The following is a 19339-nucleotide window of genomic DNA, read 5'->3' as shown; positions in this document are numbered from 1 at the left end:
TTTGCCACCAAATATGTCCTTTAGAGAGATTTTTTTCCCTTTCGAAGATTGGTGCTGTGCTCCAGTGACACCGGTTGTTTTTTTGTCTGACCTTCCAGCCGCAGACTTTCCTTCACTTTTGGACCCGCCCTTTCCTAAGCCTTTACCGTTTCCAGCTCCGTCATTTCCACCGCCGTGGCCATTTCCATTCCCACCACCGTTGCCGTTACCGTTTCCGCCGCCGTTGCCGCCGCCGTTTCCGCCACCATTGCCGCCGCCATTTCCACCACCATTGCCACCGCCGTTTCCACCACCATTGCCGCCGCCGTTTCCGCCGCCATTTCCGTTGCCCCCTTTCGCGTAGGCAAAGTCGGGAAAGGCGATCGATCCGACGATCGCGGCAGAACCCATCAAAGCGACTGCAATTGCTGAGGTTTTTAACAATCCAGACATTGTGTTCTTCATGGCGATTCTCTTTCTTCGAGTTTGGATTTCTGCGGTCCGCAATCTCAAGATTCCGGTTCGTACCGGCGCAGTATGCTTGCTGGATTCGTGCCCGGGCTTTTGTCATCTAAACCCATCGTCGTTGAACCCATGGGAAACTGGTTGTTCATCACCGGTTCATGTAGCTTTCGCTAGAATGAACGGGCGTATGTGCCGTAAAAAGTACCAAAGATGAAAAAGCTCTTGATCATTGCCTGCCTTCTCGCTGTTCTCCAACCTGGACACAGCAATGCGGCCGCCCGCGAGTTGAAACAATCTGAATTACGCAAGGCGACAAGTTCGGGAAAAGCCATTCGGCTCAATAAGGTTATCAAGGGTGTGGAGCGCGTCTTTGGTGGCACGCCAGTAGACGCGCGCGCGTTCCAGACGGATCAGGTGTACTATCGCATTCTGGTCAAAAAACCTGATGGCAAGATAATTAGCGTTATTGTCAACGCAAAAACCGGTGTTGTTGTACCCAATCGGTCAAATGTTGGGCGGCAGGTGACTGACGCTGCTAAGACAGCGCCAGGCAATTCCGCTGTTGGTACGTCGCGACAGACGTCGGCGAACAATAGCATCAATGGAAACCGCGGCGGTAACGGTAATGGCGGCGGTAATGGTGGCGGCAACGGCAATGGCGGCGGTAACGGCAATGGTGGCGGCAACGGCAATGGCGGCGGTAACGGCAATGGCAATGGCAATGGCAATGGCAATGGCAATGGCGGCGGCAATGGCGGCGGCAATGGCAATGGTGGTGGTAATGGCAATGGTGGCGGAAACTCCGGTGGAAACAGTGGCGGAAACTCCGGTGGAAACGGTGGCGGTAATAGCGGCGGCAATAGCGGAGGAAAAAGATGATGTTTAAACTTTCAGGCACGTGCATATAGTGCTGGTGTATGAGAGTTTTGCTTGCAGAAGATGAACCACACCTCTGCGAACAGATCAAAAAGCTACTGAATGCTGAAGGTCGAGTAGTGGATGTGGTAAAAAACGGTCTCGACGCGTTACATCTGGGCGCGAACGAACCGTACGACATGATCATTCTGGACATCGGCCTGCCGGAACGGGACGGTATTTCGGTCTTGCGAGAGTGGCGTAGTTCGGGTGTCAAAACCCCGGTTCTGATCCTGACCGCCCGTGATGGCTGGAGTGAGCGGGTCGATGGTCTGGATGCCGGTGCAGATGATTATATGACCAAGCCCTTCCATATGCCCGAACTGGCGGCACGTGTTCGCGCCATACTACGACGGCAAAGTAGTCAGTTGAACCCTGTGATCGAGATGGGGAATGTCATGCTGGACACCCGCAATGGGCGGGTGACAGTCGATGGTGTTCCGATTGACCTGACCGCTCAGGAAATCGCTGTGCTGACCTATCTGGCCCATAATGCCGGGCGCATGATCTCAAGAACTGAGCTTTCAGAACATATCTATGAATACGATGGTGACCGGGATTCAAACACCATTGCAGTCTTCGTAACCCGCTTGCGTAAGAAACTAGGCCCCGATTTGATCACTACAGTACGAGGGCGCGGATACATGATTGACTCAAACTGATGTTATCACTGCGTCAACGGGCATTGTTGGGTGGCGTTGCATCCGGAGCTGTGTCTGTAGGACTGGGCACACTTGCCGTCTTCTCTTACATCAATGACCGCGTATCAGACCGCTTCGACACAGCCCTATTGGATCGCCATACACAGCTTGTTGTAGGTTTGAGTGTCTCCACCCAAAGCCCGGATGCACTTCGTGATCTGATGTTCGACCCGGCCTATAGTTCGCCTTACTCTGGGCGGTACTGGCAAGTCAGCAGCGACGACGGAGAGATTTTTACGTCTGCCTCACTGTTTGACCAAGTTATTGCAGAGCCGGCTGGCAATCCAGATGCTCCAACGCTCTGGAACACAAACGGCCCGGAAGATGAAGTTCTGCGTAGTGCCTTTCAAAAAATCACCTTCGAAGACGGCTCAGTTTGGGGCGTCAGCGTTGCAGAAAGCCGGGCACAGCTTGTCGCCGAGCGCCGTGCTGCGCAGCAAAGCCTATTGCCCGTGTTCGCACTTGTCGGTCTGATAGGTGTGGTCGGATCGTTGCTGCTGATGACCTTCATACTCGGGCCGCTGCGAAGATTGCGTACTGATGTCGCGAGTCGCTGGGACCGAGATGAAGACCTCAGACCGACCGATTACCCCGAAGAAGTCTCACCCCTTGTCGAGGACCTGAACAAACTCCTGAGCCGGAACCGCGAGATTCTGTCGGGATCACGCCGTCAGGCCGCGGATTTAGCGCATGCTTTGAAAACTCCGGCCGCCATTTTGCGGAACGAATTGAATTCGCTTTCCGGCACGGGTGCCACAACGGATACTGCGCAAGAGGCACTTGATCGGATAGATGCCCAGTTAAACCGATCTTTGGCCAGATTGCGGGCATTACACACCGCGGATCTAACCCATTCGCGGACAGATCTGACAAACTCCATCGACCGGTTAGCACGGTTGTTTTCGACAATGGTGGATCGCGAGGGAAAATCTCTACAGATCGCACGTGATCCCGGACTCTGGGTACGCATGGATGCACAGGACATCGAAGAAGTACTGGGAAACTTGCTGGACAATGCAGTCAAGTGGTGTCGGCAAAGCGTGCGTATGACTGCCGCACGCAAGCCTGGATGCATCGAAATCAGTATCGAAGACGACGGCCCCGGGATTACCCAACAAGCCCACCGAGAGGCTCTGCGATCAGGAGGTCGGCTGGACACGTCGGTCACCGGCAGTGGATTGGGGCTGGCTATAGCGGTCGATTTATTGAACGCTTATAACTTCCATCTAAATCTGGGAACATCTGCGTTGCTCGGCGGGCTGGAATGTAGAATTGTGATTTCGACTTGATTTGACCCAAAAATGTTTGATCGACGAAGCCGCAAATCTCAGCTGTCGGCGAAATAGGCTCGATACATCGCTTCACGCAACCAAGAAATTTTTCCGCTGACTGAGGGTGCGCAGAAATCAGTTAATATTCTTCATCGCTGAAAAATCCACTACGGCAAAGCGCATGCACCCCAAAGCTACCATGCGCTTTATTCTGACAAATGAGCAATTTGGGCTCGGGGCGGACATCCGATCATTTCACCCTCACAATTGACGGGCACCTGGGCCGGCAATGACGCCAAAGGGCTGCGGCCGACCGACTGCATCCGAAGCATCCAGATGGCATGGCAACGGCAGGTTATGGCTCTCCGCACCAGTTGGGGCACGTCGCAGAGAACGTCGGCAGCGAGCCCAAATATAGTGATGGTGCGCGGATTCCTAATGACAAGTTTAGGTGTTAAAGCGGACCCTCATCAGCAGGTGTTTTCGTGCAAATTCTTGCATGGACCGGGAGGCAGCGATTGATGCCTCCCGAGTATTAACTTCTACTGCGACATCCCGCCTTCGGTCGAAATTTGTTCTTCGACATGGCCCTGGTTGGTTATGTCCGATCCCCGAGGAGGATATTCCTTGAATGTAGACAGGTGGTTTTGGACGATTTTGGCAGCAGGACCAAACGCCCACATTTTGTTGCCCATCCACCGTGTATACATCCCCGATTCCTCGGCCGCTTTTTCGTAGGGATCGCGGCGCAGGTTGAACAGCAGGGGTGCGTTCAGTTCTTCTTTGGGTCCCGCCCAACCTTCGGTTTGTATCGTGAAGTGCGCTTTCCAGTCACCATGCCGCACCGCTTGCAGGTCCGGGCCTTCGTAGTAGATGATCTCATCCCGGTTGCTGTCGCTGTCACCAGTCAAAAACGACAGTTGGTTGAACCCATCCAGATGCACCTGATAGCCCTCGTAGCCTTGGAGCAATGATCCAGGCAGATCGTCCGGGCCGCCAGCGGCGGCAACAAGGGTGGGCATCCAGTCTAGACCGGCAAAAATACCATTGCTCACGGTTCCGGCTGGGACTTTTCCGGGCCAGCGAATGATGGCAGGGACGCGGAAGCCGCCTTCCCAGGTTGTGCCTTTTTCGCCATGGAACGGTGTTGTTCCCCCGTCGGGCCAAGTCATGGTTTCAGGGCCATTATCCGAGGTGAAGACGACAATTGTGTTTTCTGAAACGCCGAGCTCGTCCAACCGAGCCATGACTTTGCCCACGTTGTCGTCAAGCTCTTTCATGACCACATCTTGCAAACCGCGTCCGTCACCCAACATGGCTTCGTAATCGGGGCTCAGATGTGTCCAGACATGCGCGCGCGCCGGGGCCATCCAAACAAAGAAAGGCGTTTCGCTGTCAACCGCTCGGTTGATGAAGTCCAGCGTGTGCGCCGTTACTTCATCGTCGAGCGTCTTCTGCCGCTGGGGCGGAGCGGGACCATCGTCGATAATGCGTTGTTTTCCGACCAAACCCCAGCGCGGATCAACAGTTTCATCTACGGTATCAGTTGCGTAGGCATGGATGATGTTCCGAGGGCCAAAAGTGTCGTTGAATTTCTGATCTTTCGGCCAGTCCGGATCGGATGTGTATTCCATCGCGTTCAGGTGATAGAGCCAGCCCCAGTATTCGTCAAAACCTTTCACTGTCGGCAGGAACTTGTTCATATCGCCCAGATGGTTCTTGCCAAATTGACCAGTTGTGTAGCCCAGAGATTTCAGCATGTTGGCCAGAGTTGGGTCATTTTCGCTCAGACCTTTTTCCGGGTCTCCGGGCAGGCCAACCGTGTGCATCCCCGTTCGAACCGGAAATTGTCCGGTGATAAAGGCAGACCGCCCGGCGGTACAGCTTGGCTGCGCATAGTAATCCGTAAGGCGCATGCCATCCGCAGCAAGCTGGTCAAGGTTGGGGGTTTTGATGCTTTTCACACCCTGATGGTAGCTGCCCAGACTGGCCCAGCCGACATCATCAGCCATGATGACAAGGATATTAGGTTGGTCGGTTTCGGCCAAGACTGGCAGGGCACAGACCGAAGCCGTGGCCAGCGTGGCGGAAACCGCAACAGATCGAAGAATGAACATTATTACCTCTGTGGACGTAGAAGACGATATCGGTGGTGGGACTATCGAAAGGTCCGTTCGGGATAGCGGTCGAAACTTTAATGCTGCAACAAGGCTTTACTAAGATTTCGCATTGTGGAATTTAAAACCCGAATTCTGGAAAGAAACTGAACGCATGATTAATGAAAATGCCCTGACTGCCTTTCTTTCATTGGCCGAGACTGGCAGTTTCCAAAATGCGGCCCGCGCGATGGGTGTCTCCAACGCGTCTTTTTCCCGCTACGTCGGGCAAGTGGAGAACCATGCGGGGGTGGCGCTCTTTGACCGAAGTCGCAACAGCAGCACACTGACACGCGCTGGACAGGAGTTTTTGCCGATTGCTAAGGCTTTGCGCGAAGACCTGGATCGCTTTACGACTCGCGTGACCAGTTTGCGTGAAACCGGGCCGGGAACTTTGCTCATTGGCTGTGGACCTCTGACTACGAGAACTCTGATCCTGCCCGTCTTGCGATCAGTGCGGCGAGTGATGCCCGACCTGCGCTTTCGAGTTCTGGTGAGCGCCTATGCGCGCCCGCTCGACTTATTGCAGGCGGGAGAGTTCGACGTTTTCCTCGGTGATCTGACCTACACACCCGAAGCCGACGATGTCGAGATCATGGTGATGGAAAAGAAAGAAATTCAATTTGTGGCCCATCGAGATCATGAAATTCACCAACGCGGTCCTCAGACGATGGCAGGCATCTTTGATTTTCCCTTTGCCTCGCCGCATCTTCACAAACACTGGAAGGCGACTTTGACAAAGTCACTTGGTGGCGATGCCGAGGCAGTCGAAAAGGTCAATGCACAGCCGCGAATTGAGTGCGACGACTACAACTTCCTGACCGGGTTGTTGGTAGAGCCGGAGTACATCGTAGGAGGGATGCCGGACACGTTCGAGGAGTTGATCAGAGCAAAGAAAGTCAAACCAGTGCCGATGAAACAGAGCCTTACGTGGAACATTTGCGCAGCGCGCAAGTCCCAAAACACGTCGGATGCACTTGAATTGTGCTGGAGCGAGCTTGCCAAATATCGGGCGTGATCGGTGGCGCCTAGGAAAAATGCTGCCATGGGTAAGAAGATTGCGCTACGCATCTCATTAACCTGCCTGTTGCCTCAACTCCAATCGTAGCACAATACGGTTCGCGATGAACCGACCCGGAACGTATTCCAGTTCCTCGGTCACACCTTCACCCAGCGTCTTCAGTGTTCCGCCCCAGCGAGTGCATTCCTCACCCGGTGACAGGACCTGATCCTGCCGATCCAGATGTTGGGGCAACGGTTTGCGGCTGTGTTGCCGGGAAGGTTTGCTGTCCTCGGCAGAGCGATAGAACTGGCTTGTGTCGCCGCCGCTGTCGCAATCTGCTTCTCTTCATCTGACCAAAACCGCTTCTTTCGCTTGCTCATGGAGTGCCCCATGATGTCTACTATCGATGATGGGCACTTAGACGCCCTCTATCGAACGCGTTAGGTTGCGCTTACCGGACGGACACTTTTCGCCTAGAACTTCCACTCATAGGATGCCCAGAGGGCCTGAGTTGATACGTCAGCGCCGAGGGTTGATCTTGCTTCAAGGCGCAGGATTCCCCCATGTTCGAAGGGTTTCTCGAAGTTCAGCCCCGCTTCGCCGAAAGTGTCGGCACCCCCTCCGCCTGAGGCCAAAGCAAGCGTATTCCCGAATATGGACACATCCACAATTGACGGCGCATCTGCGTCCCGATGCACTGCCGCCAATGAAGCTGACAGACGCCCACCAAGCATAGAGGTTGCGTATTCACCGCCAATCCGGGTTTCATTGAATGTGATAGTCCTGTCGCCAATTGTTGCATTGGCGGAACTACCCGTCTCAGTAAATTCTTCCAGGTTTTCTTTGCCGTACATAAAGCTTGCCCTTGGGGTCAGGATCGCGCCGTTTTTCAAGGCAAACTCACGCTCTGCAGCAACGAAGGCAGTTATCATGTCGCTGGAATAGTCAGCTTCCGTCGCAATATTCCCGTTGGTGCCAGACTCGTGATTGTCCAGGTCACCGTAACCAAGACCAAAGCTCAAATCAGCAAACCCGAAATTTTGGGCCACGATCCCGCTGATAAACACACCCGAGGTGTCGAAGGACGAAGAGCCAAAGGTTCCGTCATTCTTGAAGTAGCTGGCCCCAAACCCGTATCGCAATCCTGTTCCAAGATCACGGGTTACACCTGCATTGACGCTCCACATGTTTGAAGAAAGCGCAGAAGAACTGCCGCTTGCGGTTCCGTCACTTTTGCTGCCACTGACCAGGAAGTACGGCCGAAAACCTTCGATTGGGCCGCTTCCGCGAGTGCTGAGCACCACCCGGTCACGGCTGACATTGTCGAGATCGCCGTTGTCCAGCTGACGCGCAAGATTGTAAGAAAGCCCTGCTATTTCGAACGACTGGTTTGTGTTCGGTTGCAGTTCAGCGGCGTCGAACGAGGCATAGACAGGTGCCGAGCCCCCTTCATCATCAACAAACCAACCTTGAGAGGCTGAGGAAACCGACGTGGTGAACACACCGTTGGTCGTTTCATCGTCCTGGAAATGGTATACAACCCGCCCGCCGACATTGTTCAAATTTACGTCGTGATCGCTGACCCGAATGGTCCCATTGATATCTGCGGTAGTTTCGGCATTTAGCGTACCGCCGCCGTCGCCCAGAAACACCGCGTAGCTCTTGCCGGTTGAAGTGGCAGAGACGTTACCTGTCACATTGACCGTACCTTCAGCACAACCCACGAAGATGCCATAAGCTTCCGTATCCGTACCCCCGTAGGCAGCAACAGATATCGCGCCGCCATGGCTCAGAACGCCGCCTGAAGGCAATGCAGCAGTGGTAATGCCATACGCCCGGACAAAAGCGTCACCTTGCGCCGAAACCGTAACCGTTCCGCTATTCGTTACACCCGTGTCGATCTGATCAAAAGACATCCCGACGGCTGCAACGGTTGCAACGTTTTGGCCCGCTGCTGAAACCTGCAGGGTGCCGGAGTTTAATACGTCCCCGCTATCGCGAACGTTTGCGCCCTGAATGCCAGCTGCAAAGGCTGTAGAACCCTGGTCCGCGACAGCTTCGACAGAGATGTTACCGCTGTTGGACAGTTTGCCACCAACGTGAGAAAATCGCATCCCCAGGGCGGAGGCGTTCAAACCTGAGGCCGAGGCCGCAATCGCGCCCGAGTTCTCGAACACCCCGAAACCACCCGTTGGATCTTCGTTGATGTTGTCTACATTAATCCCGTTGGCAACAGCGCGTTGGAAGGGAACAGGAGCGCTCGAATCGGGCACCGTAGCGCTCGCGACGATACTGCCGGAATTTGAAAATCTGCCGTTGACGAAACCGAGGGCTATACCGCTGGCGCGCGCAGTGGTATCTCCCGACGCTCTCGCCGAGATGTCCCCCGAACCCAGAACATCGTCTAGGGCAATCCCGTCTGCACCAGAAAAATCAGCCTGCGCAAATGCCGAGATGACGCCAGAGTTGCTGAATGTGCCGCCAATATTAGTTGTGTTGATCCCGTCTACATACGCCGAGCTTGTACCGACGGCCTGAACCGTTACTGCGCCACTGTTATCAAAGGAACCGTCGACATTTCCTCGCACTTCGATCCCTTCCACAAACGCAAAGGATCCTCCGCCAGCGGCTACCGTTATGGTCCCACTGTTGGTCAGCGAACCGTCCACGGCAATTGTCAGGATACCAGTCGAGTCGGCCGAGACAGTGTCGATCGCCTGGACCGTGATTTGGCCACTGTTTTCCAGCGCACCTGCCACACGGCCCAGAACCCTGATCCCTTCGACGCTTGCGCTAGCCCCTTGCCCTTCGGCGACAGCTTTGATCGTACCCGTGTTGGTCAAAGTTCCATTTGCCGCAATGGAACTAGCGCGGATGCCTGCGGCCGAGCCGCTGGACCCCTGACCGGCAACCGTGATGCCGCCGTTGTTAGTCAGAGCTCCCTGCACGAGATCTGTCAATATCCCGGTTGCTGCTCCGTTGCGCGTACCGTTCGCCGCGATCACCAAGGGACCATCATTGGTTAGCTGGTTATGCACCTCATCAACTTGAAACCCATATGCTGTGGCCGAACCGTTGCTGGCTCTTGCATCAGCAAAAATCCCACCGCTGTTGAGCACGGTACCCGAGATGTCGCGAGCCTGTATCCCCGGGGCAGTGGCCGAGGTGACCCCCGCGGCGGCGACATCGACGGGTCCGCTGTTCGAGACACTGCCGGAAACATTGCCGAAATCCAACCCGCCGGCATTTGCAGTCGAAGATGTAGCAAGAGCCTGAATATTGACAGCGCCTGAATTGTCGAAATTCGCACCGTCGCCCACGCCCCCGAAATCGAACCCGTCTGCCACAGCGTTTCCGCCGAAACCCCGCCCGGAAACCATCCCCGAGTTGGTCAGTGTTCCACTCAGGCCGGAGACTTTGACGACGTCATAGTCTGCTCTTCCGGTGCTGCCCGCTTTCATCTCGACAGTAAGTGCGCCACTGTTTTGCAGACGCCCAGAGAGGTTGTTTACCACAACTGCGCCCCCGGTTGCCTGGTTTCCACCAGTTGCCAACACATTGATGGCGCCGGTACTGTTCAATTCCCCGATCAGGCCCTCAATTTCAGCACCGACTGCGCGGCCAATATTTGTTCCGGATGCAGATACATTAATGGGGCCAGAGCTATCGACCGTCCCGTTGATTGTTAGGAAGGACATGCCAAATCCGAGAGCCGACCCGCTAGAGCTTGAGACATCAATACCAATGCTGCCGCTGTTACTTGCAGCTCCGTTCACAACGTCGGCAGTTAGCCCAATTGCAATGGCTCTGCTGCTGTTGCTGCCCTTAAGGTTAATCGTCCCGCTGTTTGAAAGCGTGCCATCGACTTGATTGGTCAGAATTCCAAATGAGTTTCCGTTAGTCAGGGCAAAGTTCCCAATATCGATGAAACCGCTGTTTTGCACCGAACCTGTGGTGATGCCCGACACATCAATCCCGGAATGATAGCTGAGTTGCCAAGCGCGGCACCCATCGATATCGTGCCGGAGTTCAGGACGGTGCCAGACAAATCGCCATTGATGTCGACCGCTGCGCGGGTCCTGACGTTCGCCTCGGGGGCTGTCAGTTGTCCGGCATTCGTCACAGTGCTGGAATAATCCGCCACGTTCACTTGAACCAAGGCTGCCCCCGGCAAGCGGTTGTTGCTGATCGACCCGGTACTCGTGATGGTGTGATCTTCATCCACACTGCTGATCAGCGGCGTGGTTCGTGCCCCATTGACGACCTCCCCCAATGAAGCCCCCGCTGAAACCGTCAAAACTGAGGCAGAGCAGAGGAATAGCGAGGGCGCGATGCTCGCCACTTTCCCCTTCCACTTGGATAGACGTCCCCCATGCGCAAAAGCGCGTACCCGTTGCTCGACCTGCATGTGTTCTGCCCCATCTGGCTAAAGCTCTTTGATGCGCGCGCGAGGGTTGAATTACCCAGCGTCACCCACTCAATGCGCATTCGCTTGCACGCTCGGCTTTCCGTTGGAAGGGGTATTGACGGCGAGAATGTGACCAATCAGCCCTTCTAAACACTAGGTTTAGGCCGCATACACTTTAGTTTGTCAGATCTTGAGACTTCGTTGCCTCCTGCGCTTCAAGGGCTTTGGAGCTCGCCTTGCCACTTGCTAAAACTTAGCACCCAAGGCGCGGCCCGAAGGTGGGCTAGGAGGTCTCGAAAAACTCAGAGACAGAACCCTTAAATCGATGCGGATTTTCCACAAACATGAAGTGGCTTCCACCCTCATCTTTCGGGATGACGATCAATTTCGCACCCGAGGTTTGTGAGACTATCCATTGTTGAGATTCCAGTGGATGGGGACTACCTTCCGCAGCAACAACAAGGACCGGATTTTGTATTTGCCTGACTACGCTGCGCCAGTCATGAAGACAGTTGTCCTCGAGAAGGCTAGCAGCATACATCCGCGGGAATTTAAGATTTTCAGCAGCTACCGAAAGGAGTTTATCTTCGGGAAATTCTGACGTGAACATAGGTCACAGAATATCCGCATGCGTGGTGCCGGAATCTGCATGGATGACACTGTCAGTAAACTGCGCAAGCGCTTCCAGCGAACTGATAATGGCTCCAGCATCTATGCGAGTCCTGGCACTCCAATTTGGTCTGGCAAGGAGTGAAGCGGGTTCATCAACAAAGATAAGTTTCCGAGGTGGGCGATCATGGCCAAACATCGACATATAAGACCAGAGAGCCGATGTTCCCAAAGAGTGACCTAAAATATCAAACTCAGTAAGCCCATATTCTTTGACAAGATCATATAGATCTTTAGCAAATCGACATATTCGGTAACCATATTCGGTCTTTTGTGATTCAACGTTCCCACGCCAATCCAGTGCGATAACTGTACGAATTTTACAGAAGGCTTCGAACTGGGCAGAGAACATTTGAGCGGATTGCGACGAGCCATGCACCACTATGAGTGGAAACCCAAGCACAATAATTTGGTCACAGAGCGCTGAACACGGCGAACACCGGTCCGCTTAGTTTTACGGCATCAGTGGGCCGAGAACCTTAATCCAACGCTCGATGCGCCCTCGTTTGAGGGCACATCAAAATCAAGGAAAGGTGGCGCTCGGAGACGACCTACAACTGCTCCCAGACTTCATTCTACGGATGCCCTAACACCTGGCATAATGCACGTGCAATGTGAAGGGAATGTACACGAGTAAGAACGAAATGGGAGATCTATGGGTCATTTCATGAAGCGCAACAAATACAGTAGCTGGATTAACCACACTTGGAATGCCCGCAACTGCGGCAGGTCATGCAACCCTCGATCATCTCCATGTCGTACTGACCGCAGGATGGGCAAGCCTTGCCGCGTGGGGCGTCCATATTGACGACCTGCGCCTGAGGATCAGATTTCAGCCCCATCCCCTCGCCTTCAAGAAAACCGATATTGATCATGTGTTGCTCGATCACACCGCCAATCGCGGCCAGAATCGACGGGATGTATTTCCCTTGCACCCAAGCGCCGCCGCGCGGGTCGAACACGGCCTTCAGCTCTTCGACCACAAAGGACACATCCCCACCACGCCGGAACACGGCCGAGATCATCCGGGTCAGTGCCAGCGTCCAGGCATAGTGCTCCATATTCTTCGAATTGATGAACACCTCGAAGGGGCGACGACGGCCTCCGATGACGATGTCGTTGATGGTCAGGTAAATCGCGTGTTCGCTATCGGGCCATTTCAATTTGTAAGTGGACCCTTCCAATGCCTGCGGACGGTCCAGCGGCTCGGACATGTAAATCACGTCTCCGCCATCGACCTCATGGGGTGCATCCGCGCTTTCTCCTGGCACCTTGTCATCGCTTTCCGAAACGGTCAGGACCGAACCGGTGACATCATTCGGACGGTAGGTCGTGCAACCTTTGCAGCCCTGATCCCAAGCCTGCATGTAGACGTCCTTGAACGCATCAAAGCTGATATCTTCGGGGCAGTTGATCGTCTTGGAAATCGAGCTGTCGATCCATTTCTGCGCCGCGGCCTGCATCTTGACATGATCGGACGGAGACAGAGTTTGCGCGTTGACGAAGTAGTCCGGCAACGCTTTATCACCGAACTTGTCACGCCACATCTGCACCGCGTAATCCACGACCTCTTCTTCGGTCCGCGATCCGTCTTTCTGCAAAACCTTGCGCGTATAGGCATAGGCAAAAACCGGTTCGATCCCTGACGACACATTGCCCGCGTACAAAGAGATCGTCCCGGTCGGTGCAATCGAAGTCAGAAGCGCATTGCGGATGCCATGGTCTCGGATTGCGTCGCGCACATCCTCATCCATCTGTAGCATCGTACCGCTGGCCAGGTATTTCTCGGCGTCGAACAAGGGGAACGCCCCTTTTTCCTTCGCCAAGTCGACCGACGCCAGATACGCGGCGCGGGCGATGGCGTGCAACCAGCGTTCGGTTTGACGCGCCGCCTCGTCCGAACCATAGCGCAGACCCAGCATCAGCAACGCATCTGCCAGACCGGTTACGCCAAGACCGATACGGCGCTTGTCCTGGGCCTCGGCCTCCTGCTCCGCCAGCGGGAATTTCGAGGCATCCACCACGTTGTCCATCATCCGAACAGCCTTGGCGACAAGCTTCTGCAATGCCTCCTCGTCCAGATGGGCTGCATCCTCAAACGGGTCTGCAACCAAACGCGCCAGGTTGATCGAGCCCAATAGGCACGCGCCATAAGGCGGCAGAGGCTGCTCACCGCACGGGTTGGTGGCGGCTATGGTTTCAACGTAGCTCAGGTTGTTGGCCTGATTGATGCGGTCGATGAAGATCACGCCCGGCTCGGCAAAATCAAAGGTGGCCTGCATGATCTTGTTCCACAGATCACGTGCCTGAACGGTGTGGTAAACCTTGTCGCCAAACACCAGCTCCCACGGTCCATCGGCTTTGACGGCTTCCATGAACGGATCAGTCACCAGCACCGACATGTTGAACATGCGCAGACGGGCCGGATCGGATTTGGCAGTGATAAACTGTTCGATATCGGGATGGTCACAGCGCATGGTCGCCATCATCGCCCCACGGCGCGAGCCTGCGGACATGATCGTGCGGCACATGGCGTCCCACACGTCCATGAAGCTCAGTGGGCCAGAGGCATCCGCTGCAACGCCCTTCACATCGGCGCCACGCGGTCGGATGGTCGAGAAATCGTACCCGATCCCGCCACCCTGCTGCATGGTCAACGCGGCCTCTTTCAGCATATCGAAGATGCCGCCCATGCTGTCGGGGACAGTGCCCATGACAAAGCAGTTGAACAGTGTCACCTGACGCGCGGTTCCTGCACCTGCCGTGATCCGCCCTGCAGGCAGGTATTTGAAATCCTCAAGCGCCTGATAGAATTCTTCTTCCCAATGCGCAGGGTCTTTTTCGACCCGCGCAAGGTCGCGGGCGATGCGTCGCCAGCTGTCTTCCACCGTTTGATCGATGGGCGTGCCATCCGCCTGTTTGAAACGGTATTTCATGTCCCAGATCTGCTCGGCGATGGGGGCGGCAAAGCGGCTCATTGGTGATTCCCTGTTCTGAAAGAGGTATCCAGAGTACCCCAAATCACCCCAACACCACAACACCTTGATGACTGCGCGCTACAAGCTACAATATAAAGATGGGCCTTGGGACGACTCTGTGGGAAAGCTGTGGATAAGTACGTAAACCTCATAAAACTGTCCGTCGGATCGGAAAGTGTTGATACGCTGATGGCCTGGCAAGACAGCCGCATTCCGCTGTATCAGGATGGCTGCCCGCGTCATGTGACCCGCATGTGGCCCAAACGCGAGGCCGAGATTCTGAACGGCGGATCGATCTATTGGGTGATCAAAGGCGTGATCCAGTGTCGTCAGCGCATCCTGCGGCTGGATGAGGTGATCGGAGAGGACGGCATCCGCCGCTGTGCCATCGTGCTGGACCCCGAAGTACATCGCACGCAGACGGCCCTGAAACGCCCGTTCCAGGGCTGGCGTTACCTCAAACCCGAGGACACACCTGCGGACCTGCCCGAAGGGCGCGCGCAGGACGACGCTTTGCCCGATGACCTTAACCGCGCGCTTGCGGAAATCGGTGTGCTTTAACGCAGCCGATCAAGGAGTTCTGACAGAACCGCTTTCTTCGCCGCGTCATATTTCGGGACCCGACTGCGCCACAGCGTGGCCTGCGATTGCAGGATCAGACCATCTGAAAGAATCTTCAGGTGGTTGGCCCGCAGGGTTTCTCCGGTCGAGGTGATATCGGCAATCGCTTCGGCAGTCTCGTTCATCACCGTGCCTTCGGTCGCGCCCTGGCTATCGACCAGCGTGTAATCGGCCACGCCTGAATCAGTCAGGAACTCGCGCACAAGCCTGTGATACTTAGTGGCAATCCGCAGACGATGGCCATGGGTCTTACGAAACGCCGCAGCCGCCGCATCCAGATCATCAAGCGTATCGACATCAACCCAACAGGCCGGAGTTGCGATGATCAGATCAGCCTTGCCGAACCCAAGCTGCGAGATCTCTTCCAACTGCTGTTCCCAACGCGGCAGTTTCTCGTGCACCAGATCAATCCCGGTGACGCCCAGATGAATTCGCCCCGCGGCCAGTTCGCGCGGGATTTCACCGGCAGAAAGCAGAACCAGTGAGACCCCTTCGATCCCTTCGACCCTGCCAGCGTATTCCCTGTCTGATCCGCTGCGGGACAAAGTAATGCCGCGTTTTTCGAACCACGAGAACGTTTTTTCCATCAACCGGCCCTTCGAGGGCACGCCCAGTTTCAGGCTCATTCTGCACCCTCCTCAATCTCCAGCATCAGATCGGGGCGCAGTACGCCCCCAACAGCCGGGATTTCGGCCCCATTGCCCAATTGCCGGGTCAGCGCGTCATAGCGCCCGCCGGTCGCGATCGGAGGCAGATCGGGTCGGCCCGCAGCATAAAAGCCAAAAACGAACCCGTCGTAATATTCCATCGAGGTCCGGCCATAAGCGGCCTCGAAATCCAAACGCGCGACATCAACACCGCGCGCCTGTAACGCGGCTACGCGCGCCTCCAGCCGATCCAGCGCCGGGGTGATCTGTGGCAAATCCACCGCGACGTCGCGCAGTTGCTCCAGAGCAAAGGGCATGGTTTCGCGCACGTTCAGCAGCGTTTCCAAGCCAACAAGCTCACTGTCAGAAATCGGTGGGGTGTCGCGATCCTCGCGCAAAGCTTCGATCCGGGCCTCGATTTCCGAGGCCCGACGTTTACCGATCATCGGCGCGTCAAACGCCATCGGGTCAGTGGCATTCAGCAGATCGGACCGCAACTCGGGCTCTGCCGCCCGACCCGCATACCGGTCCAGCAACACCCGGAACCGGCGCGGCCGCCAAAGGTGGCGCATCAGTGCGGCCTTGCGACGCTCGGTCGTGCGCAACCCAGCTACAGCGGCAGTCAGGATACCAATATCCCCAGTGGCTGCGCGCAGCGGCAAGCCGCGCAGTTGCAAGGCAAAGAGCGAGAAGACCTCGGCATCGGCTCCGGCAGGATCGTTCCGGTCAAACACCTCATAGCCAACCTGGATGTATTCATTGGCCCGGTCCGGGTCGTGTTCCTGCCGCCGGAAAACCTCGCCGGAATAGGTATAGCGCGCGGGTTCAGCCCCGTCGCTCATATGCATCTGCACCACGGGCAACGTGAAATCCGGACGCAGCATCTGTTCGCCCCGCAACGCATCGGACGTGACATAGGCGCGGGCACGGATGTCTTCCCCATAGAGATCCAGCAACGTTTCTGCCGGTTGCAACAGGGGCGTGTCCACCACCTGAGCGCCCGCAGCCTCGAACCGGACACGCATCATTGCGGCGCGAGCCTGTATCTGTGAACGGTTGGGCATCGCTCAGTCCTGACTGTCCAGAATTTCGCGCACTTTGGCGACCAGTTCATCGCGCGGCACTTCGAACTGGCTGGGGCGTTCCTTCCATTCCTCAAGCGTGGCGCTTTCGGCAATTTTGGCACCCAGGATCAGATCCTTGATCTGCACGATGCCATTCGCCTTCTCATCGCCGCCTTCGATCACTGCGATTGGAGAGTTCCGCTTGTCCGCATATTTCAGCTGATTGCCGAAGTTCTTGGGATTGCCCAGATAAACCTCGGCGCGGATGCCTGCATTGCGCAGTTCCGACACCATTGCCTGATAGTCGGCCATGCGGTCGCGATCCATGACGGTGACAACAACGGGGCCGGTGGCTTGCGCACTCAGCCTGCCCTTTTCGCGCAACGCGGCCAGTAGGCGATCAACGCCTATCGAGATACCGGTCGCAGGCACTTCCTGCCCGGTAAAGCGCTTGACCAGATCGTCATAGCGCCCGCCGCCAGAGACAGAACCGAATTGCCGCTTGCGGCCTTTCTCGTCGAAAATCTCAAATGTCAGTTCAGCCTCGTAAACCGGGCCAGTGTAATAGCCCAGGCCGCGCACGACCGAGGGATCAATCTCGATCCGGTCCGAACCATAGCCACCCGCATCCAGCAAGGCACCAATCTGTTCCAACTCGGCAATTCCGTCGGCACCGATCTTGCTATTGCCCACAGCAGCACGAAGGTTGGCCAGCGTTCCGGCAGTATCAGCGGCCTTGGAGGTCAGGAAGGCAATCACCGGCTCGGCCTGATCGTCGCTGAGGCCCACGCCGTCAATAAATGCACCAGAAGCATCCAGACGGCCCTTGGTCAGCAACTCCCGTACACCGGCCTCACCCACCTTGTCGAACTTGTCGATGGTGCGCAGAACATTGTCGCGGGCGGCGGCGTCCTCACCCAGACCCATCGCCTCGAGCACACCATTTAGAACCTTGCGGTTGTTGACCCGCACCAGATAGTCGCCACGTGGAATACCCACGGTCTCCAATGTGTCCGAAAGCATCGCGCAAATCTCGGCATCAGCAGCCATCGAGGCTGTACCCACCGTATCCGCATCGCATTGATAGAACTGACGATACCGCCCCGGCCCCGGCTTTTCGTTCCGCCAGACCGGGCCCATCGTATAGCGGCGATAAGGCGTCGGCAGGTCATTGCGGTGCTGCGCATAAACACGGGCCAAAGGCGCGGTCAGGTCATAGCGCAGGGCCATCCAGTCGCCGTTGCCGCCTTCGTCAAACTCCTGCCACGCAAAGACGCCTTCGTTCGGGCGATCCACGTCGGGCAGAAACTTGCCCAGTGCCTCGACCGTCTCGACCGCGCTGCTTTCCAAGGCGTCGAACCCGTAACGATGATACACGCCCGCAATCGTCCGCAGCATCTCGGTGCGCTGCGTGACTTCCTCGCCGAAATAGTCACGGAACCCTTTCGGCGTGACGGCCTTGGGGCGGGGCTGTTTCTTGGGCTTGGCCATGTGGGGCGTCCTTGGGAGTGTCCTTGTTCCGCGCGCGGTCTATCCCATGGCCCGCATCGGGGCAAGGCGCGCTTTCTCTGGCCATGGCGGCACAGGGTCGCTATGACCGGCGCAAGACAGGAGTTTCCAATGCAGCATCTGGAAGAAAAGATCGCACATCTGACCCGTACCGTGGACGAGCTGAACACGGTCGTGACCAAACAACAGTCGGACATCGACCGGCTGACCCGCCGGGTGGAATTGCTGCTGCAGCGTGAAGCAGAACGTGCGCAGGAAGGATCGGGCGGCGTAGTCTTTGGTGACGAACAGCCGCCGCACTACTAAAGCCTTACAGCCCCAGCGTCGTCTTCACCGCATTGTCCACAACACCACCCAACAAGGCGTTTTCGTCACCAGCACAGCCGTCTTTCAAAGCAGCCAGAAAAGTCTCGCGCAGAGCGGCCTTATCCTCATCCGACGTGGCATGCGCCTCGATATCGACCTGACGGTTGTACAACGACAGGGCCGTCATCTTCCCGACAACGTCCAGAATGTATTCTTCGTTCCCATCGGCCTCTTCGATGACCGTGGTGCAGGTGTGATACATAAGCGGCAGTGCCTCTTGCATCATCTGTTCGGCTTCTTCGTCGGCAAACGCCAAGCCAGGGCTTGTGAGCATTCCGGCGACGACAATCACTTTCAGCGGACTAAAACGCATCTTGTTGCTCCTTCACTCACTTAGAATTCGCACCAATCAGCGCACCAGCCACAGCCCCTGCTGCAGCACCCTTGCCATCACCGATCAGGGCTCCGACACCCGCGCCAATTACAGCGCCTTTGATCGTGTTTTCTTTTTTCTTGTCGTCCGCCAGTCCGGCTGAGGCCGAAACCAGAGCCAGCGACGCGGCGGCTCCAAATACAAATTTTCTGAACTTGAGACCTGCTATCGTCATATCAACGCCCTCCCGTGGCATGACCCAAAGACATCTCTG

At 56.1% G+C, this 19339-nt stretch carries 18 protein-coding genes; 6 read left to right on the top strand and 12 right to left on the bottom strand.

Features of this window, described 5'->3' with window-relative positions; genetic code table 11:
- Nucleotides 1-134: 134 nt before the first annotated feature.
- On the bottom strand, nt 135-320 hold the full coding sequence (locus AC2FLD_RS09255) for a hypothetical protein (RefSeq protein ID WP_496668815.1): 186 nt from the start codon (nt 318-320) through the stop codon (nt 135-137).
- A gap of 334 nt (nt 321-654) precedes the next feature.
- On the opposite strand from AC2FLD_RS09255, the gene AC2FLD_RS09250 reads away from it, so the two are divergent.
- From AC2FLD_RS09250 to AC2FLD_RS09240, 3 genes are read left to right on the top strand one after another with little or no spacing between them, the layout of a single operon-like run.
- Nucleotides 655-1323 carry a PepSY domain-containing protein gene (locus AC2FLD_RS09250; protein ID WP_496668813.1) on the top strand — a complete coding sequence of 223 codons (669 nt, stop codon included), beginning with the start codon at nt 655-657 and terminating at the stop codon, nt 1321-1323.
- Nucleotides 1324-1361: 38 nt separating this feature from the next.
- Nucleotides 1362-2021 (top strand): response regulator transcription factor, encoded by a 660-nt coding sequence (locus tag AC2FLD_RS09245; protein ID WP_050604192.1) that lies wholly within the window; start codon nt 1362-1364, stop codon nt 2019-2021.
- On the top strand, nt 2021-3349 hold the full coding sequence (locus tag AC2FLD_RS09240; protein ID WP_496668811.1) for an ATP-binding protein: 1329 nt from the start codon (nt 2021-2023) through the stop codon (nt 3347-3349). Before AC2FLD_RS09245 ends, AC2FLD_RS09240 begins: the two co-directional genes overlap by 1 nt.
- 524 nt (nt 3350-3873) lie before the next feature.
- On the opposite strand, the gene AC2FLD_RS09235 is transcribed toward AC2FLD_RS09240, so the two are convergent.
- Nucleotides 3874-5448 (bottom strand): arylsulfatase, encoded by a 1575-nt coding sequence (locus AC2FLD_RS09235; RefSeq protein ID WP_496668809.1) that lies wholly within the window; start codon nt 5446-5448, stop codon nt 3874-3876.
- Between the two features lie 154 nt (nt 5449-5602).
- Between AC2FLD_RS09235 and AC2FLD_RS09230 the strand changes: the two genes are divergently transcribed.
- Nucleotides 5603-6505: a LysR family transcriptional regulator gene (locus tag AC2FLD_RS09230; protein ID WP_496668807.1), complete on the top strand. Its 903-nt coding sequence runs from the start codon at nt 5603-5605 to the stop codon at nt 6503-6505.
- Between the two features lie 57 nt (nt 6506-6562).
- On the opposite strand, the gene AC2FLD_RS09225 is transcribed toward AC2FLD_RS09230, so the two are convergent.
- The 5 genes from AC2FLD_RS09225 to AC2FLD_RS09205 form a co-directional block, all read right to left on the bottom strand.
- Nucleotides 6563-6742: a hypothetical protein gene (locus tag AC2FLD_RS09225; RefSeq protein ID WP_496668804.1), complete on the bottom strand. Its 180-nt coding sequence runs from the start codon at nt 6740-6742 to the stop codon at nt 6563-6565.
- Between the two features lie 221 nt (nt 6743-6963).
- Entirely contained in the window at nt 6964-10188 is a 3225-nt protein-coding gene (locus AC2FLD_RS09220; RefSeq protein ID WP_496668802.1) for an autotransporter domain-containing protein, read from the bottom strand.
- A 203-nt stretch (nt 10189-10391) separates the two neighbouring features.
- Entirely contained in the window at nt 10392-10763 is a 372-nt protein-coding gene (locus AC2FLD_RS09215; protein WP_496668800.1) for a hypothetical protein, read from the bottom strand.
- Between the two features lie 748 nt (nt 10764-11511).
- On the bottom strand, nt 11512-11946 hold the full coding sequence (locus tag AC2FLD_RS09210; RefSeq protein WP_496668880.1) for an alpha/beta fold hydrolase: 435 nt from the start codon (nt 11944-11946) through the stop codon (nt 11512-11514).
- A gap of 316 nt (nt 11947-12262) precedes the next feature.
- Nucleotides 12263-14545, bottom strand: a complete 2283-nt coding sequence (locus tag AC2FLD_RS09205; protein ID WP_496668798.1) for an adenosylcobalamin-dependent ribonucleoside-diphosphate reductase — start codon at nt 14543-14545, stop codon at nt 12263-12265.
- A 129-nt stretch (nt 14546-14674) separates the two neighbouring features.
- On the opposite strand from AC2FLD_RS09205, the gene AC2FLD_RS09200 reads away from it, so the two are divergent.
- On the top strand, nt 14675-15106 hold the full coding sequence (locus tag AC2FLD_RS09200; protein ID WP_496668796.1) for a DUF1489 family protein: 432 nt from the start codon (nt 14675-14677) through the stop codon (nt 15104-15106).
- On the opposite strand, the gene hisG is transcribed toward AC2FLD_RS09200, so the two are convergent.
- The 3 genes from hisG to hisS are packed head-to-tail and all read right to left on the bottom strand — an operon-like array spanning nt 15103 to nt 18368.
- A complete protein-coding gene (gene hisG / locus AC2FLD_RS09195; protein ID WP_496668794.1) occupies nt 15103-15792 on the bottom strand; it encodes an ATP phosphoribosyltransferase in 690 nt (229 codons plus the stop codon). The genes AC2FLD_RS09200 and hisG overlap by 4 nt on opposite strands.
- Nucleotides 15789-16877 carry an ATP phosphoribosyltransferase regulatory subunit gene (locus tag AC2FLD_RS09190; RefSeq protein ID WP_496668792.1) on the bottom strand — a complete coding sequence of 363 codons (1089 nt, stop codon included), beginning with the start codon at nt 16875-16877 and terminating at the stop codon, nt 15789-15791. Before AC2FLD_RS09190 ends, hisG begins: the two co-directional genes overlap by 4 nt.
- 3 nt (nt 16878-16880) lie before the next feature.
- Nucleotides 16881-18368 carry a histidine--tRNA ligase gene (gene hisS / locus AC2FLD_RS09185; RefSeq protein WP_496668790.1) on the bottom strand — a complete coding sequence of 496 codons (1488 nt, stop codon included), beginning with the start codon at nt 18366-18368 and terminating at the stop codon, nt 16881-16883.
- A gap of 129 nt (nt 18369-18497) precedes the next feature.
- Here hisS and AC2FLD_RS09180 point away from each other — a divergent pair, with 129 nt between their 5' ends.
- The gene (locus tag AC2FLD_RS09180) at nt 18498-18692 is read left to right on the top strand and encodes a SlyX family protein (RefSeq protein ID WP_496668788.1); all 195 of its coding nucleotides are present in this window, start codon (nt 18498-18500) and stop codon (nt 18690-18692) included.
- A gap of 4 nt (nt 18693-18696) precedes the next feature.
- Here the strand turns inward: AC2FLD_RS09180 and AC2FLD_RS09175 are convergent, their stop codons facing one another.
- Nucleotides 18697-19065, bottom strand: coding sequence for a hypothetical protein (locus AC2FLD_RS09175; protein WP_050604180.1), 369 nt, complete (start codon nt 19063-19065; stop codon nt 18697-18699).
- A 16-nt stretch (nt 19066-19081) separates the two neighbouring features.
- Nucleotides 19082-19300, bottom strand: a complete 219-nt coding sequence (locus AC2FLD_RS09170) for a YMGG-like glycine zipper-containing protein (protein WP_496668786.1) — start codon at nt 19298-19300, stop codon at nt 19082-19084.
- Between the last annotated feature and the right edge of the window lie 39 nt (nt 19301-19339).

Source organism: Ruegeria sp. CDSA021 (genome assembly GCF_059612325.1).
This window is presented reverse-complemented; position numbering and strand designations above follow the sequence as displayed.

What these genes read in the sequence shown, in the direction of transcription:
- AC2FLD_RS09240 (WP_496668811.1), top strand. Translation starts at nt 2,021, where the DNA reads ATGTTATCACTGCGTCAACGGGCATTGTTGGGTGGCGTTGCATCCGGA.
- AC2FLD_RS09250 (WP_496668813.1), top strand. Translation starts at nt 655, where the DNA reads ATGAAAAAGCTCTTGATCATTGCCTGCCTTCTCGCTGTTCTCCAACCT.
- AC2FLD_RS09255 (WP_496668815.1), bottom strand. Translation starts at nt 320, where the DNA reads ATGGCGGCGGAAACGGCGGCGGCAATGGTGGTGGAAACGGCGGTGGCA.
- AC2FLD_RS09230 (WP_496668807.1), top strand. Translation starts at nt 5,603, where the DNA reads ATGATTAATGAAAATGCCCTGACTGCCTTTCTTTCATTGGCCGAGACT.
- AC2FLD_RS09180 (WP_496668788.1), top strand. Translation starts at nt 18,498, where the DNA reads ATGCAGCATCTGGAAGAAAAGATCGCACATCTGACCCGTACCGTGGAC.
- AC2FLD_RS09170 (WP_496668786.1), bottom strand. Translation starts at nt 19,300, where the DNA reads ATGACGATAGCAGGTCTCAAGTTCAGAAAATTTGTATTTGGAGCCGCC.
- AC2FLD_RS09235 (WP_496668809.1), bottom strand. Translation starts at nt 5,448, where the DNA reads ATGTTCATTCTTCGATCTGTTGCGGTTTCCGCCACGCTGGCCACGGCT.
- hisS (WP_496668790.1), bottom strand. Translation starts at nt 18,368, where the DNA reads ATGGCCAAGCCCAAGAAACAGCCCCGCCCCAAGGCCGTCACGCCGAAA.
- AC2FLD_RS09245 (WP_050604192.1), top strand. Translation starts at nt 1,362, where the DNA reads ATGAGAGTTTTGCTTGCAGAAGATGAACCACACCTCTGCGAACAGATC.
- AC2FLD_RS09220 (WP_496668802.1), bottom strand. Translation starts at nt 10,188, where the DNA reads ATGTCCTTCCTAACAATCAACGGGACGGTCGATAGCTCTGGCCCCATT.
- AC2FLD_RS09175 (WP_050604180.1), bottom strand. Translation starts at nt 19,065, where the DNA reads ATGCGTTTTAGTCCGCTGAAAGTGATTGTCGTCGCCGGAATGCTCACA.
- AC2FLD_RS09205 (WP_496668798.1), bottom strand. Translation starts at nt 14,545, where the DNA reads ATGAGCCGCTTTGCCGCCCCCATCGCCGAGCAGATCTGGGACATGAAA.
- AC2FLD_RS09190 (WP_496668792.1), bottom strand. Translation starts at nt 16,877, where the DNA reads ATGCCCAACCGTTCACAGATACAGGCTCGCGCCGCAATGATGCGTGTC.
- hisG (WP_496668794.1), bottom strand. Translation starts at nt 15,792, where the DNA reads ATGAGCCTGAAACTGGGCGTGCCCTCGAAGGGCCGGTTGATGGAAAAA.